The sequence below is a fragment of the Aquitalea pelogenes genome, from assembly GCF_001515305.1.
In the GTDB taxonomy this organism is placed as follows: Bacteria; Pseudomonadota; Gammaproteobacteria; order Burkholderiales; family Chromobacteriaceae; genus Aquitalea; species Aquitalea pelogenes.
On sequence record NZ_LNQV01000041.1, the window covers coordinates 1 to 15202 of the forward strand.

A 15202-nucleotide genomic window follows, 5' to 3' on the forward strand; every position below is an offset into this window, starting at 1 on the left:
CACCCTGTGCAGTGCCGATGTCTGCCTGCGCCGACGGCTGGATGGCGGCTATACCGTCACCTTGCTGGAGGGCGAACAGCATGATGTCGGCCCGGACAGCTTTCCGCCACTTTGGCCGTTTTTCTCCGCTATTGCTGCGCCGGAAGTGGTGCCCGGCACCCTGTGCAGTGCCGATGTCTGCCTGCGCCGACGGCTGGATGGCGGCTATACCGTCACCTTGCTGGAGGGCGAACAGCATGATGTCGGCCCGGACAGTTTCCGCCACTTTGGCCGTTTTTCTCCGCTATTGCTGCGTAACTGGCGCGATATCCGCCTGGGCATCGGCTGGCGCAGTTTTCAGCAACAGCGGCGCTGGCAGCAGCTGCCTGCCGCAGGTGTCCCGACGGTATTCGAGCAGGAACGCATCTACAACCCGCTTCCCGACCCGGCCATCACCAGCAAGGCGCTGGCAGGTTTCCGTCGTGGCCGGTCACAGCTTGCCGGGGTGGAAATGGCCGCCAGCTGGGCAGGGCGTATCGATCTGACGCCGGATCTGGTACCGGTGATTTCCACGGTGGAAGCTTTGCCAGGCCTGGTACTGGCGGCAGGGTTCAGCGGCCATGGCTTTGGCATCGGGCCGGGTGCTGGGCAACTGGCTGCCGACTTGCTGTGCGACACCACGCCGGTGGTGGACGCCCATCCCTTCCGCCTGTCCCGCTTTAGCGATGGCTCCAGCCTGTTCATCGACCCGGATGTGATCTGACCCGATATCCAGTGGCCTGCAAGGCGCAGGCCCTGGGTTGTCCGGTATTTTTACAGCCGGATCCTGATTGCATGCCTCGGGCACCTGGTTATGTCCGAATGTATGCAGGAATAAGCCTGCCCTTATCTTCGACCAGAGGCTGCGGGGGCAATGGGGTCTGACTTTATATCTTGATAACCACTTTCCCGCTCAGTTGAAAACCAAATCAAAATGAGCCAGCCATGCCTTCTTTCCCTTTATTGTCAGCTGTAGGGCACGGTTATCCAGCAAGTACGGACATGCTATAGCTGAAAGCGCGCAGTAATACCTTGCAAGTCATGGGACAGGGAGCTTAGCTGGGCCGATGTGGTGGCCAACTCCTCCACGGTGGCGCTGTTCTCCTCGGCCATATGCGACACCCGCTCCATGTTCTGCGCCAGGCTTTGACTGGCGGTACGCTGTTCACCCAGAGCGTCGGTGATGTTGGCAATGCTGCGCTCGATGGCGTGGGTGCTGTTGCCAATCCGTTCTATGGTCTGCGAGGCCAGTTCAGTGCTGCTGGTAACGGCCTGCACACTATCCAGACTGGTATCCATGCTTCCAACAACGCGGCTGACGCCATGCTGGATGGAGTTGATCATCTGGGTAATTTCACTGGCGGAAGAGGTGGTTCGTTCTGCCAGCTTGCGTACCTCGTCGGCGACCACGGCAAAGCCTCGGCCCATTTCCCCTGCTCGTGCGGCTTCGATGGCGGCGTTCAGTGCCAGCAGATTGGTCTGGTCGGCAACATCGCGGATTACCGTGACGATGCTGTCAATTTTCTCCACTTCCTTGCTCAGCATGTTCATCTGGGTGGATGTGCCGCTGACTGCATGGCTGACATCCTTGATGCGGGCCACCGAATCAATCACTTCCTTGCCACCGTCACGGGCCAGACTACCGGTCTGCAGGGACTGGCGCTTGGCTTCGTCGGAGTTGTCGGCAACGTGGTTGATGCTGACTGTCAGCTGTTCGATGGTGGCGGCGGCTTGAGAGGTGGCTTCGGCCTGATGCTGGGCACCGCTGGCCACCTGTTCTGCCATGCTGGACAGTTCTCGGGCGGAGTCGGCCACATTGTGTGCATTCATCTGGATGGACTTCACGATCTCGCGCAGGCCGCTGCGCATTTCCTGAATACCATGTGCAATCTGAATGGCTTCGTCCCGGGCCTTGGGGTAGTCCTCATCCTGGCCGGTGAGGTCGCCCTGGCGGATCTGTTCTACCAGCCGTGCCGATTTTTGCAGCGGGACGGTGATCAGCCGGGCGATGAACAGGGCGCAAGTCATGGCCAGCAGCAGGGCAATGCCACCCACCGTCATCATGCTGACCATGGCTTCCTGGTAAGCGCTGGTGGCATCCTGAATCGATTTTTGCATCAGCTCTTCCTGAAAGGTGGAAAACTCCTTCAGGCTGGCAATGTATGCATTGTTGGCCGGGGAGAGTTTCTGTTTCACCATGGCAGCAGCTTCTGCTGACTTGTGGCCGCGAATCAAGGGGTAGATCTGATCCAGCGCAGCGCTCAATGCCTGGTCTTCCTCTTTCAGCTTGGCAAACAAGGATTTGCCCTTTGCCGTGGAAAGCAGCGGCTCTATCTTGGCCATGTCTTCATCCAGGCTCTTGTCCAGCTTGTCGGCCTTTGCCAGATACTCCTCGGTATTGTCAGCACTGAATATGATGGCATTACGGATTTGCCGGCCTATATCCAGCGATTTGGTGGTGATGCTATTGGCCAGGCTGATTTCGGGGTAGCGGTGCTGCGTCATGTCGACGATTTTGCTATTGATGATTTTCATATTGAAAATCGCCACGCCCAGCAGGACGAACAACAGCATGATGACCAGGGTAAAGCCCCCGAGCAGTTTTTGTCTTACGGATAGTTGGCTCAACATGATCTTTCCCCACCACTATTATGATTTGTCGGGTCTGTGCGGTAAATTGATAAAAAACAATCGCTTACAAATGGACCGATTTATTGACTATCTTTTGATAGACCAGAGCCCAGGTCAGAACAAGGGAATATCTTTGTTGATGACGAAATGAAGTGTGTGTGCACGCTTGTGGCATGGCATGCGTCTGTGCCGGGCAGAGCTGCAAGCGTAATATGGCAACGATGACTGAAGACGTGATTGATGCGGCTACCCGCCTGGAACGACCAACCGCCGGAGCCCAACAGTCTGGCGGCAGCCGGGCCTGCGCGCTGCCTTGCACACCGGACGGAAGATGGCTCCGTTCATCTTGCCGGTATCCAGCAAGCAAGGCATTTCACTCCTGACTCCCTGGTTCAGGCAGTGTTCTCTGTCGGGTTCAAGGTCCAGCTCGGGAAGGGGTCGGCCAGGCCGGAGCTGCTTTTTTCCGTGGCTGCCAGTTCGGCATCGCTCATCAGGCAGGCGTCAAACCGGGCAATCAGTGCGGCTTCGTCCATATTCATGCCGATCATTACCAGTTCCTGCTGGCGGTCACCCCATGGTGCTTCCCAGCGCGCCTCAATCATTGCCAGACTTTCCGGGTCTTCCGGCCAGTCTTCCCTGGCGACCGCTGCCCACCACAGGCCGGCACAGGAATGACGCGAGATGGCACCCGCCTGAGACCAGTTGCCTGCAAAATCAGGCCGACTTGCCAGCCAGAAGTAGCCTTTGGAACGTATCACTCCGGGCCATTGGCATGAAAACCAGTCCCATAGCCGTTGTGGATGGAATGGCCGGCGGGCACGGTAGACGAAACTGCTGATGCCGTATTCCTCGCTCTCCGGTACATGCTCGCCACGCAACTCGGCCAGCCATCCGGCGGCCTCTGATGCCTTGTCGAAGTCGAAGAGACCGGTATTGAGCACGTGCTTGAGGGGGACTGTGCCAAACGCGCTGCGCACGATGTCGGCGTGCGGATTGAGCGAGCGCAGAATGCTGTCGAGGCGGTCCAGCTCTTGCGGGCTTACCAGATCGGTTTTGTTCAGCACGATGACGTCACAGAATTCCACTTGCTCAACCAGCAAGTCCACCACGCGGCGTTCATCTTCTTCGCCCAGGCTTGCACCTCGGTCAGTCAGTTGGTCGCGGCAACTGTAGTCGCGCAAGAAATTACAGGCATCGACCACTGTCACCATGGTGTCCAGCCGGGCAATGTCCGACAGGCTTGCTCCATCGTCATCCCGGAAAACAAAGGTTTCCGCTACCGGTAATGGTTCGGCAATGCCGGTCGATTCGATCAGCAAGTAGTCAAAGCGCCGGGAGCGTGCCAGTCGGCCAATTTCAAGCAACAGGTCTTCACGCAGGGTGCAGCAAATGCAGCCATTGCTCATCTCGATCAGTTTTTCTTCGGCGCGGGACAAGGCTGCGCCGCCCTCGCGTACCAGGCGGGCGTCGATATTGACTTCCGACATGTCGTTGACGATGACGGCAACCCGCTTGCCTTCACGGTTGTTGAGGATGTGATTGAGCAGGGTGGTTTTACCGGCACCAAGAAAGCCGGACAGCACGGTGACAGGAAGTTGTTGCATGGTTTTCTCCTTGGGAATTCAAATCGGGCGCGGGCTACCAGATTGCATCCAGCGCCAGTAGTACACGGCATGGCCCTAGCGGGTCCGGGGTGGGGGAGCGGTGAATGGCTCCGCGTCCATGATTGCCCTGCCATTGCGTTCCCTTGAGCAGAAGCAGGGAAAAGGGTGGAGCCTGCCGGATGGCCCTGGGGTTACGGATAAGCCCTGAAGTCTCGTCCGGCATCCCTTGTGCCAGGTTGCCGAGCTTGCTGCGGTCGGCGGCTTCCTCACTGAGCCATTCGGTACCCTGGCCCTGGTAGGTGCACAACATGCGCACGCCCGTCCGGTCGACATGAAAGCGCGGGCACATGGCACGATCGAGCACCTCAAGCCGCATGCCCACCTGCGGGCAGCCCAGCAGTTCGCCATAAATTTCAAGCAGATAAGCCATGTCCCGGATCAGGGCATCACGTCCTGGCAGTGCTGCAAGTGCTGGAATATCCAGTGGCTGGCCCGGGGTGGCCAGGAGCCGGAATCCCAGCCCGAGCAAGCCTTGCTCGCCTGCTGCGGCAAAGTAGCGGGTGATGGACTCCACCGGGCTGCGCTGATACAGGCAGAGCTGCACATCTTCGTCGAAAATGCAGACAAGATCGGTCAAGCGGGCGGCATCGTGGAATGAAGTGGTGGGTGGTAAAGCGCAAGGCGCTGGCTTGAGGGCGACAGTCATTGTCGTGGCTCCTGGTCATCACAGTGCCCACCGCCAACCGTGGCGATCCGGTTTTGCCTGGCAGGTGGTGGGTAGCAAAATAGTTTTCACAATGTTATATCATTACATAGAATCGACGAAGCGTTATAACATAACATTTGAAAGTGAGAATACACATGAATCGCATCACCCGCCTTGCTTCAATCCTGGCCCTGGCCTGCACATCGTTGTTGGCACAGGCATCCGGCCAGCCGATCAACGTTGTGGCTGGCGAGAATTTCTATGGCGATATTGCCCAGCAAATTGGCGGCAAGCATGTGCATGTCACCAGCATCCTGAGCAACCCGGATCAGGACCCACACCTGTTCGAAGCCAGTGCTTCGACAGCCAAGGCCCTGAGTGCCGCCAGGCTGGTGGTGTACAACGGCATCGATTACGACCCGTGGATGGTCCCGCAGTCAGTCCGACCTGGCATCACCAGGCTGCTGTGGCCGTATGATCCCCAAGTCGCCTTCAGCGCAAAAAAATACCCCCGAGGCCGGGGGTAAAATGATGCACGGGGAAATGCTGTCTGTAGTCCGGGCTGGTCCTGCGCTCAGAACGCGATGGTCAGCCCCAGTCCCACCGCATGCAGGGTATTGCCATTGGCCAGAACCACAGTATTGGCCGCATTGCTGCCTGTGGTGAGCGGGATGAAGGCAAAGTTGGTGTTTTGCAGCGCCGCATTATGGATGCGGGTGCCGTAGGCAAACAGCGAGGTGTGCTTGCCCAGCGCATAATTGCTGCCCACCACCCATTGCGTTGCGCGGTAGTCATCGCTGTTGCCGCTTGTCGGGTTGCTCAGTCCACCCAGGCGGTTATAGGACAGCTGCAGGTTCAGCCGGTCGCTCAGGTCTTGTTTGACTTCTACTGTCCAGTCTTGCTGCCGCATGCTGCTGCCATTGCCTGCGGCATCAAAGCTGGCATGTTCGAAACCGGCACCGATGCTGGTGCGGTCCAGTATCTGCCATGTGCCCAGCAGCTTGATGAAATCCACATGCTTGCCGGGGGCGGCACTGCCTGCATTGTTTTGTTCGTACCCGGCAGTATCGAACTGGCGGTCCCAGCCGGCTCCCAGCCTGAATGGTCCGGTCACATATTTCAGCGCCAGACTCAGTCGCGTGCGGTTGCTGCCATTGCTGCGGGTTTCATCCACGCCATAAGACAGGCCGCCTTGCCAACCGGCATAGGCCGGGCTGATGTAATGGATGGAATTTTTCAGCCGGGTTTCGCCGCGGCTGAACAACTGGTAATAGCCTGGTCCGGCCCCCCAGCTGTCCGCAATGGTTCCGCTCATGGCATCCATCGCCAGGCCGAATTCGCTGGTACTGCCCACCAGTGACTTGTAAACGGTATCGCTGTAACCGGCGTACAGGCGGCCAAAGCGCGGGTTGGCCAGGCCGACATAACTGTTGCGGGTGGCTAGTGTGGCGGTGGTTCCCCAGTCGGTATTGCCGCCTTGTTCGAAGTTGCGCAGGCTCGATTCCACCTGCCAGATGGCGCTGTTGCCATTGCCCAGGTCTTCGCTGCCGCGAAAACCCAGCCGCGAGTTGTTGTCGGTCACCCGGGTGGTGGTGGCCTTGTTGCCGCCCTGGCCGCCGGATACGCCAACCGATTCGATGGATACGCTCATCAGGCCATAAAGGCTGACTGTGCTGCCATCTGCGGCCTGTACCGGCAGGCTGAGTCCGTACAGGCCGGCCAGCAATGTGCCGTAAAGGGTGGACTGTTGCATGGTTTCTCCTCATTTCTGTCTTGTTTTGATATGAACTGCACAACAAGCCCCGGCGGAGCCTGACGGCTGCCGGGGCAAAACGGTGGCTGGCTAGTCCGCCAGCGTGCTGTTGCCGATGGCCTCAGGCGCACGGTGCATGGCACTGGCACCATGCAGCTGGCGGCTGCGGCCCAGCAGGGTGATGGCCAGCGCGGCCAGCAGTGCCGGGACTGCCAGCATGGTGAGGATGGCGGCCATGTTCAGGTTCATCGACATCATCCAGCCGCCGCACAGCGAACCCACTACCGAGCCGCAACGGCCTGCAGCATTGGCCCAGCTGACGCCAGTGGCACGGCTATGAGTGGGATAGAACTGGGCGGCCAGTGCGTTGGCTCCCACTTGCGAGCCGCTGATGAACACGCCTACACCAAAAATGGCCAGCACCAACAGCCATAACTGGCCCGTGCTGATGCCGCTCAGTGCCACGCAGACCGCACCCAGCACATAGGCAATGGCCAGGGTGCGGCAACTACCCGCCTTGTCCATGAAGCGACCCAGCATGATGGCACCGGCAGTGCCGCCAATCTGGAAGGTGGACGTCACCAGCGAAGCCTTGCTGAGCGAGGCGCCGGTATTGGTCAGCAGGGTGGGCAGCCAGCTGGAAATCAGATAGATGATCAGCAGGCTCATGAAGAAGCTGCACCACAACAGCAGGGTGCCTGCGGCATAGTGGCGTGAGAACAGTTCGGCCACCGGTGTACCGGCGGACTTTTCCTGTGCACTCAAGCGTGGCAGCGTTTGCAGGGCGGGGGCCAGACGGTGCAGCAGGGCGTTCTGTTCTGCTTGCGGTCGCTGTTGCAGCACCAGAAAGCGCAGCGACTCGGGCAGCCAGATTGCCAGAACCGGCACCAGCAGCAGCGGCAGTATTCCACCGAGAAACAGCACGCCATGCCAGCCAAACTGCACCAGCAATTGGGCCGAAGCCAGCCCGCCAACTGCCGAACCCACGGTAAAGCCACAGAACATCATGGTGACCAGGGTGGAGCGGCGCGCTGTCGGGCAGTATTCCGAGGTCATGGTGATGGCACAGGGCATGGCACCACCCAGGCCCAGGCCGGTGAGAAAGCGTAAGCCAACCAGCCAACCCAGGCTGGGCGACCACACTGCGGCCAGGCTGGTCAGGCCAAAGAAAAACACAGAAACGATCAGGATACGCTTGCGGCCATAGCGGTCGGCCAGCGGGCCAAACAACAGCGCTCCAGCCATCAGGCCGAACAGGCCAGCGCCAAACAGTGGTGCCAGCGCGCTGGCGCTGAGCTGCCACTGGGCGCGAATGGCGGGTGCGATAAAGCCGATGGCTGCGGTGTCGAAACCGTCCACGGCCACGACCAGGAAACACAGCCACAGCGTCAGCCGCTGCAGTCGTGAAAACGGCAAGGTATCGATGAATTGCTGCACGTCTTGTTGTTGCGTGTGCATGATGGTTCTCCTCTTGATTCCGGGTGAGTAGCGCGTCGTGCGCGCTACTTCGTTGTTATGTCCTGGTGAGCTGCCCGGGGTGTTCAGGCGATGTGCACGCGGATCGGGCTGAGGCCGTCAATCTGCGCCAGCATGGTTTCGCCCGGCCGCACCGCACCCACGCCTTCCGGGGTGCCGGTGAAAATCAGGTCGCCCGGCTGCAGTTCGAACAGGGTGGAAAGGTTGGCGATGATTTCACTGACCGACCAGATCAGATGGCTCAGGTCGCTGTGCTGGCGGGTGTCACCATCGACTTGCAGCACAATGCCGCCCTGATTGATTTCACCTACTGTGCTCAAGGGGTGCAGCACGCCCACCGGGGCGGAGTAGTCAAACGCCTTGCCCACTTCCCAGGGGCGGCCCATTTCGCGCATCTTCATTTGCAGGTCGCGGCGGGTCATGTCCAGGCCCACGGCATAGCCAAAGATGTGGCTGGCGGCATCGGCCACCGCAATGTCCTTGCCGCCCTTGCCAATGGCCACGACCAGCTCAACCTCGTAGTGGTAATTGCTGGTCTGTGCCGGGTAGGGCAGGGTGACGGTTTCACCGGCCGGGACGGGTACGACGGACTGCGGGTCGTTGGGTTTGCAGAAGAAAAACGGCGGTTCCCGGTCAGGGTCGAAACCCATTTCACGGGCATGGGCTGCATAGTTGCGGCCAACGCAATACACGCGGCGTACCGGAAACTGTGCATCGCTGGCAGCCACTGGCAGGCCGACGACTTTTACTGCTTCAAACAGATAGTTCATGGTGCTTCCTTTGGGTGGGTCTGATTCGGGAACTCAACCGGCCATGGCCGGCGCATCCGTTTGTGCTGCCGGAATGGCCTGGCGGAAGGCATCCAGCTGGCTGCAGGCCTTGTCCACCGCCACGATGTGCGGCCAGGGTGCGAGATCCAGCTCAAATCGGCGCGCGCTTTCCACCTGGGGTATCAGGTAGACGTCGGCCAGCGTCGGTGCGTGGCCAAAGCAGAAGTCGCCGCGCTGACCATCGCGGGCCAGCAGTGCTTCCAGTGCGTCAAAGCCATCGGTGATCCAGCGCTGGCACCAGCGGGTGACGGCTGCTTCTTCACAACCCAGTTGATGGCGCAGGTATTCCAGTACCCGCCGGTTGTTGATGGGGTGGATATCGCAGCCGATGATGGCGGCCAGCGCCCGCACGTGGGCACGGGCCTCGGCATTGGCAGGCAGCAGCGGCGGGGTGGGGTGACGTTCCTCCAGCCATTCCAGGATGGCCGGCGACTGGATCAGCGTCTGGCCATCCGTCACCAGTGCAGGCACCAGCCCTTGCGGATTGATGGACTTGAAGCGCACGCCTTGCTGTTCGTCACGGCGCAGGTCAACCGCCACGTAGTCGTAAGCCAGACCCTTCAGGTTCAGTGCAATGCGCAGGCGGTGCGAGCTGCCGCTGCGAAAGAAGTTGTACAGTTGCATGGGGCGTCGCCTCAGTCCTTGGCCAGACAGTTGTCGACATTCCAGCCGTACAGCCACTCCATGGCATCGTAAAAGCGTTCGGCGCTGCGGCCTTTCCACAGGTCGTTGCGCACCAGTCTTTCCACCCCTTTGGCGTGATAGATGCGGCCCATCTCGCGCGAGGACAGTATGATGCGGGCGGTACGTGCCACGCGGGAGCGCTGGTACAGGTCGAAGGCCCTGGTAAAGTCATTGCCATGCACGCGCAGTGCCTGGCCCAGCGTGACGGCGTCTTCCAGTGCCATGCAGGCACCCTGTGCCATGTACTGGGTGGTGGGGTGGGCCGCATCGCCCAGCAAGGTGGCGCGGCCAAAAGTCCACTGGGCGATGGGTTCGCGGTCGGCGGTGGCCCAGCGCTTCCAGCTCTTGGGCAGGTCGATCAGCTGGCGAGCCTGCGGACAGATGCCCTGAAAGTAGCTTTGCACTTCTTCACGGCTGCCGTCAGTAACGCCCCATTGCTCTTGCTGACGGCTGTGGAAGGTGACCACTACGTTGTATTGCTCGCCGCCGCGCAAGGGGTAGTGCACCAGGTGGCAATTGGGACCAACCCAGATGCTGGCGGCATTCCATTGCAGATCGGCCGGAAAGTCATGCTTGTCGATGACTGCCCGGTAGACCACATGGCCGGTAACGCGGGCCGGGTCGTTGACATACTGCGCCCGTACCACCGATTTCACGCCGTCAGCCCCAATCAGTGCCAGGCCCCGGTGGGCGTTGCCCTGCTGGTCGTACACGGTGACGCTGTGTTCGTCCTGCTCCACCCGCTCCACATGCGTGGAGGTGAGAAACTCCACCTTTCCGGTTTCCTGGGCGCCTTCCAGCAAGGACAGGTGCACATCCACCCGGTGAATCACTGCGTAAGGATTGCCAAAGCGCTGGCGGAAGGCTGCATCGGTAGGAATGCGACCCACCAGAGCACCATCAATGGCGTCATGCATGACCATTTCATCGGTATATACCGCGCGGCCACGTGCCTTTTCGCCAATGCCCAGCGCGTCGAACGCATGGAAGGCATTGGGCCCCAGCTGGATGCCGGCACCGATTTCACCAATTTCCGGCGCTTGTTCCAGCACTTTCACACTAAAGCCCTGACGGACCAGAGCCAGCGCGGCGGCCAGGCCGCCAATGCCGCCACCGGCAACGATGACAGGAAGGGATTGAGTCATGGTGTTTCTCCTTTTTTCGGGCAAGCAGGGTCCCGTGGCGGTCTTGCGCGGGCAAGCCGTTGCGGTTGTTGCAGCCTGTTGTGATCGGGGTTCAGTCGGCCTGGCGTACTTCGTACACGCCCAGCTTGCGGTGCAGCGGGCTTTCGTCGGCGATGAACAGGAAGGCAGGTTCGGTGGCCGAGGTGTTGTGCAGGCTGATCGGGCGATAGCCGGGCACGCTACAGGTGTCGGCGTTGCTCAGGGTGAAGCTGACATCGTCCACGCCCAGCGTGGCACCACCTTCGATCAGGTGGAAAATTGCAGCCGGAGAGCGCGCCGGCAGGGTGATTTGTTCGCCGGGACGCAGCATCAGTGCGCTGTAACCCAGGATGTTCTGGCAGTTGTCACCGGTTTCCGGATTGACATAGGCCACTTGAACCACTTCCTTGTCCTCGCTGTCTGCGGCCAGTGCCTGCAGGCTTTGCCGTACTTCGGCCCATGGGTAGCGCAGCATGGGATAGCGCCGGTCATTGCGGGCAAACATCCGGCTGGGCACCACCCCGCCGCTGCGATAACCGCGTTCACTGCCGTTGGCAGTAACGGCTTGCGGCTGGCCTTCTTCCACGTAAGAGGCTTCCAGATAATGCACCAGCGGCAAGTCCAGCACGTCCAGCCATACCACGGGTTCGTTGCCGTCATGACCGTGTTCGTGCCACAGCCCGGTGGGGGTGAGGATCAAATCGCCGCGTTGCATCGGACACTTCTCGCCGCCCACCGTGGTGTAAGCGCCTTCTCCTTCCACGATCATGCGCACGGCATTGGGAGTGTGGCGGTGCGAGGGGGCAATCTCGCCGGGTAGCAATAGCTGCATGCCCAGATAGATGGCGGCGCTCGCCTGCATTTTTTCCAGACCATGACCCGGGTTGGCCAGCACCAGCACGCGGCGTTCGGCTTTTTCGATCGGGGTCAGTTCGCCAGCCTGCAACAGCAGTGGACGCAGTGCAGCGTAGTGCCAGCAGGTTGGCTGGGTGTGCGGGGTGGGTTTGCCCGGCGGTAGCACGGCACGCAGGCTGGGCCACAGCGGCACCAGGTTCTGGCTGGCGAGGGCTGTGCGGTAGGTGGATGGCAAATCATCCAGTCGGCCAAGTTCCAGCATGTTTCATCTCCAGGTTTGCGTTGTTCCTGCCTGTCTGGCCGCGTGCAGAAAATCTGATCTGGCTCAAGGCATGACAACTTGTTTTGGTGATGAAAATGTAGCGAACTGGTCGACATTCGGTCTATGCAATGGTATCAATGGATTCCATTCGAAAATGGAATAGTGCTAGCTCATGCAGACACCTGATGTCCGATTGCTCCAAGTGTTCGATGAAATCTACAAAACACGCAGTGTAAGCCGCGCAGCAGATAATCTTGGTCTGGGTCAGCCAGCGGTGAGTATTGCGCTGGCCAAGTTGCGCGAGCACTTTGCCGACCCCTTGTTTGTGCGTATTGCCAATGCCATGGAGCCAACCCCGCTGGCATGCGAGCTTGAGCTGGAAGTGCGCACCACCCTTGGTGCACTGGAGCGGGTATTTGGTCATCGCAGCGAATTTGACCCGGCCACGGCAGAGCGCACCTTCTGCATCAGCATGACCGACATCAGCCAGCTGGTGCTGTTGCCCCGCTTGTGGGCGCATTTGCGCCGCACCTCACCCGGCGTGCATATCAACATCGTGCCCTTGTCGGCGGATACGCCGCGCATGCTGGAAAGTGGCACGGCAGATCTGGCATTGGGCTTCATGCCGCAGCTGGAGGCGGGTTTTTATCAGCAGTCGCTGTTTCGCCAGCGTTATGTCTGCGTGGCCAGTGCCGATCATCCCCGTGTGCGCGATGGGCTGACGCTGGCCCAGTTCGAGGCCGAGGAGCATGCGGTAGTGACCTCATCCGGCACCGGCCACCTGATTCTGGCGCAGGAAATCGCCCGGCTGGGCATACGTCACCGCATTGCCCTGCGCGTGCCCAATTATCTGGGCATTGCCTTTGTCATCGAGCAGACCGACATGCTGGTGACCATACCTGAGCGCTTGGCGCAGGTGCTGGAAGGGCGCGGGCGGTTTCGGGCGTTTCCGGTGCCGTTTGCCTTGCCGGACTATGCGGTGAAGCAGCATTGGCACGAACGTTTTCACCACGACCCCGGCAATCGCTGGTTGCGCTCTGTATTGTCCGAGCTGTTGTCAGACACAACGCGCCAGGCAGATGGGCGGTAAGTCCTGCTGTGTCTGGCCCGGTCCGCAACAGCACCGCACACACCGGCAGGCAACACGTGACCGGGTCAAACACCTGCTTTTCATGGTCTTATCCATGCAGGTGCTAGGCCTCGTACCAGCTCTTTGATGCATTGACCACTTTTACTACCAGCAGCATCACCGGCACTTCAATGAGTACGCCGACGACTGTTGCCAGTGCTGCGCCGGATTCAAACCCGAACAGGCTGATGGCAGCCGCTACAGCCAGTTCGAAGAAGTTGGATGCGCCAATCAGTGCCGACGGGCAGGCAACGTTGTGCTTCTCGCCCACCACCTTGTTCAGCCAGTAGGCCAGTGCCGAATTGAAGAAAACCTGGATCAGGATGGGCACGGCGAGCAAGGCAATGACCAGCGGTTGCTTGATGATGGCGGCACCCTGGAAGGCAAACAGCAGCACCAGGGTGGCTAGCAGCGCCGTGATGGACCACGGGCCGATTCTGGCCATGGCGGCATCGAAGGCGGCCTGCCCCCTGGCCAGCAAGACCTTGCGCAGCGCCTGCGCCAGCAGAACCGGAATGACGATGTAGAGCAGCACCGAGGTCAGCAGCGTATCCCAGGGTACGGTGATGGACGAAATGCCCAGCAGGAAGGCCACGATGGGAGCGAAGGCAAACACCATGATGCTGTCGTTCAGTGCTACCTGCGATAGCGTGAACAGCGGGTCGCCACTGGACAGGCGGCTCCAGACAAACACCATGGCGGTACAGGGTGCGGCTGCCAGCAGAATCAGCCCGGCGATATAGCTATCCAGCTGCTCGGCCGGCAGCATGGGGGCGAACAGATGGCGCACGAACAGCCAGCCGAGAAAAGCCATGGAAAACGGCTTGACCAGCCAGTTCACGAACAGCGTGACGCCTATGCCGCGAAGATGCTGCTTCACTTCATGCAGGGCGCCGAAATCCACCTTGACCAGCATCGGGATGATCATCACCCAGATCAGCAGGCCGACCGGCAGGTTCACCTGCGCGATCTGCATCTGGCCGACAGCCTGAAACACGTGCGGTGCCAGCTGACCGGCGGCAATGCCGGCGATGATGCACAGGAACACCCACAGCGTGAGGTAACGTTCGAACACGCTCATGGGCGCGCCGGCGGCGGATTTGGCATTGGCTTCACATTGCACGACAGACATGGCGGCTCCTTACAAACCCAGTGCGGCGCGTACCGCAGGCACCAGACGGGCACGGATGTCATCACGCACCGCCAGGAAACTTTCCAGCGGCTCGCCGTGCGGGTCATGAAAACCCACGTGTATGCGCTTGACCGGGCGTGGGAAGACCGGGCAGGTTTCCCTGGCGTTGTCGCACACGCTCACTACCAGGTCGATGTCCTGGTCCATCACGTCTTCGACGGTTTTCGGGTACAGGCCATCGGTCGGCAGGCCCGCCAGCCGCAGGGCTTCGATGGCTCCATCGGCAACCCTGGCTTGCGGGCTGGTTCCGGCAGAAATGCCGCGCACCAGACCTGCCAGCTCGTGGTTAAGGATGGCTTCGCCCATCTGGGAGCGGCAGGAGTTGCCAGTACACAGCACGAGGACGGTTTTTGCTTGGCTCATGGTCATTATTCCTGGGGGTCGGTTTTCTTGTTGCGTCGCTTGGCGACGCTGTCGCACGCGCTGGTTTTTGGCAGGCATGCCTTGCCCTGGCAGCAGTTGTGGGCCAGGAAGGCAATCAGCTCATCCATGGTTTCATAGGCGGCGGAATAATGGATGAAGCGGCTCTCGCGCTCGCCCTTGATCAGGCCGACACGGCTCAGGTGCGACAGATGAAAGGACAGCGTGGCATTGGGGATGCCCAGTTGCTCGCCAATGGCAGAGGCGTTGATGCCATCCGGGCCGGCTTGCACCAGCAGGCGGAAGATGGCAAGACGGGACTCGTGCCCGAGGGCGGCAAGAATTTCGGCGGCGTTCAGTATTTCCATATTTCCATTTTTATCGAAATATGAAATTGCGTCAAATGACGGATTTGTTGCGCTGGTGCTGTACCTGCTCGCGGACGAACCCTTTCCCTGCTTGGCACCGCATGGCAAATCGGGCGGGGCGGGGGCCAGCGCTGTAGCGTTGGGTGGCGTGCCAGATGCAGCCCGCTTTGG

At 60.2% G+C, this 15202-nt stretch carries 15 protein-coding genes; 3 read left to right on the top strand and 12 right to left on the bottom strand.

What is annotated here, in order from left to right:
* Positions 1-742 (top strand): NAD(P)/FAD-dependent oxidoreductase (locus tag AWT75_RS15680; RefSeq protein WP_153013352.1); only part of this gene is annotated, 742 nt, incomplete at its 5' end.
* 281 nt (positions 743-1023) lie between these two features.
* Here the strand turns inward: AWT75_RS15680 and AWT75_RS15685 are convergent.
* The 3 genes from AWT75_RS15685 to AWT75_RS15695 form a co-directional block, all read right to left on the bottom strand.
* Positions 1024-2649 (bottom strand): methyl-accepting chemotaxis protein, encoded by a 1626-nt coding sequence (locus tag AWT75_RS15685; RefSeq protein WP_062790297.1) that lies wholly within the window; start codon positions 2647-2649, stop codon positions 1024-1026.
* A 392-nt stretch (positions 2650-3041) separates the two neighbouring features.
* The gene (gene zigA, locus AWT75_RS15690; RefSeq protein ID WP_062790300.1) at positions 3042-4253 is read right to left on the bottom strand and encodes a zinc metallochaperone GTPase ZigA; all 1212 of its coding nucleotides are present in this window, start codon (positions 4251-4253) and stop codon (positions 3042-3044) included.
* Between the two features lie 34 nt (positions 4254-4287).
* A complete protein-coding gene (locus AWT75_RS15695; RefSeq protein WP_082696153.1) occupies positions 4288-4959 on the bottom strand; it encodes a DUF1826 domain-containing protein in 672 nt (223 codons plus the stop codon).
* 155 nt (positions 4960-5114) lie between these two features.
* On the opposite strand from AWT75_RS15695, the gene AWT75_RS15700 reads away from it, so the two are divergent.
* On the top strand, positions 5115-5486 hold the full coding sequence (locus AWT75_RS15700; protein WP_062790306.1) for a metal ABC transporter solute-binding protein, Zn/Mn family: 372 nt from the start codon (positions 5115-5117) through the stop codon (positions 5484-5486).
* Positions 5487-5533: 47 nt separating this feature from the next.
* Here the strand turns inward: AWT75_RS15700 and AWT75_RS15705 are convergent, their stop codons facing one another.
* The 6 genes from AWT75_RS15705 to AWT75_RS15730 all read right to left on the bottom strand — a co-directional run bounded on the left by AWT75_RS15705 (position 5534) and on the right by AWT75_RS15730 (position 11982).
* Entirely contained in the window at positions 5534-6712 is a 1179-nt protein-coding gene (locus AWT75_RS15705) for a porin (protein WP_062790310.1), read from the bottom strand.
* A 90-nt stretch (positions 6713-6802) separates the two neighbouring features.
* Positions 6803-8170, bottom strand: coding sequence for an MFS transporter (locus AWT75_RS15710; RefSeq protein ID WP_062790313.1), 1368 nt, complete (start codon positions 8168-8170; stop codon positions 6803-6805).
* A gap of 83 nt (positions 8171-8253) precedes the next feature.
* Positions 8254-8958, bottom strand: a complete 705-nt coding sequence (locus AWT75_RS15715) for a fumarylacetoacetate hydrolase family protein (RefSeq protein ID WP_062790316.1) — start codon at positions 8956-8958, stop codon at positions 8254-8256.
* 33 nt (positions 8959-8991) lie between these two features.
* Positions 8992-9642: a maleylacetoacetate isomerase gene (maiA, locus tag AWT75_RS15720; protein WP_062790319.1), complete on the bottom strand. Its 651-nt coding sequence runs from the start codon at positions 9640-9642 to the stop codon at positions 8992-8994.
* Between the two features lie 11 nt (positions 9643-9653).
* Complete coding sequence (locus tag AWT75_RS15725) at positions 9654-10847, bottom strand: 3-hydroxybenzoate 6-monooxygenase (protein ID WP_062790322.1); 1194 nt, start codon at positions 10845-10847, stop codon at positions 9654-9656.
* 91 nt (positions 10848-10938) lie between these two features.
* Entirely contained in the window at positions 10939-11982 is a 1044-nt protein-coding gene (locus AWT75_RS15730) for a cupin domain-containing protein (protein WP_062790326.1), read from the bottom strand.
* Positions 11983-12154: 172 nt separating this feature from the next.
* Here AWT75_RS15730 and AWT75_RS15735 point away from each other — a divergent pair, with 172 nt between their 5' ends.
* Entirely contained in the window at positions 12155-13072 is a 918-nt protein-coding gene (locus AWT75_RS15735; RefSeq protein WP_045848220.1) for a LysR family transcriptional regulator, read from the top strand.
* A gap of 103 nt (positions 13073-13175) precedes the next feature.
* Here the strand turns inward: AWT75_RS15735 and arsB are convergent, their stop codons facing one another.
* From arsB to AWT75_RS15750, 3 genes are read right to left on the bottom strand one after another with little or no spacing between them, the layout of a single operon-like run.
* Positions 13176-14243: an ACR3 family arsenite efflux transporter gene (gene arsB / locus AWT75_RS15740; protein ID WP_193394095.1), complete on the bottom strand. Its 1068-nt coding sequence runs from the start codon at positions 14241-14243 to the stop codon at positions 13176-13178.
* 9 nt (positions 14244-14252) lie between these two features.
* Positions 14253-14666 (bottom strand): arsenate reductase ArsC, encoded by a 414-nt coding sequence (locus AWT75_RS15745; RefSeq protein WP_062790381.1) that lies wholly within the window; start codon positions 14664-14666, stop codon positions 14253-14255.
* A gap of 5 nt (positions 14667-14671) precedes the next feature.
* Positions 14672-15031, bottom strand: coding sequence for an ArsR/SmtB family transcription factor (locus AWT75_RS15750; protein WP_062790329.1), 360 nt, complete (start codon positions 15029-15031; stop codon positions 14672-14674).
* Between the last annotated feature and the right edge of the window lie 171 nt (positions 15032-15202).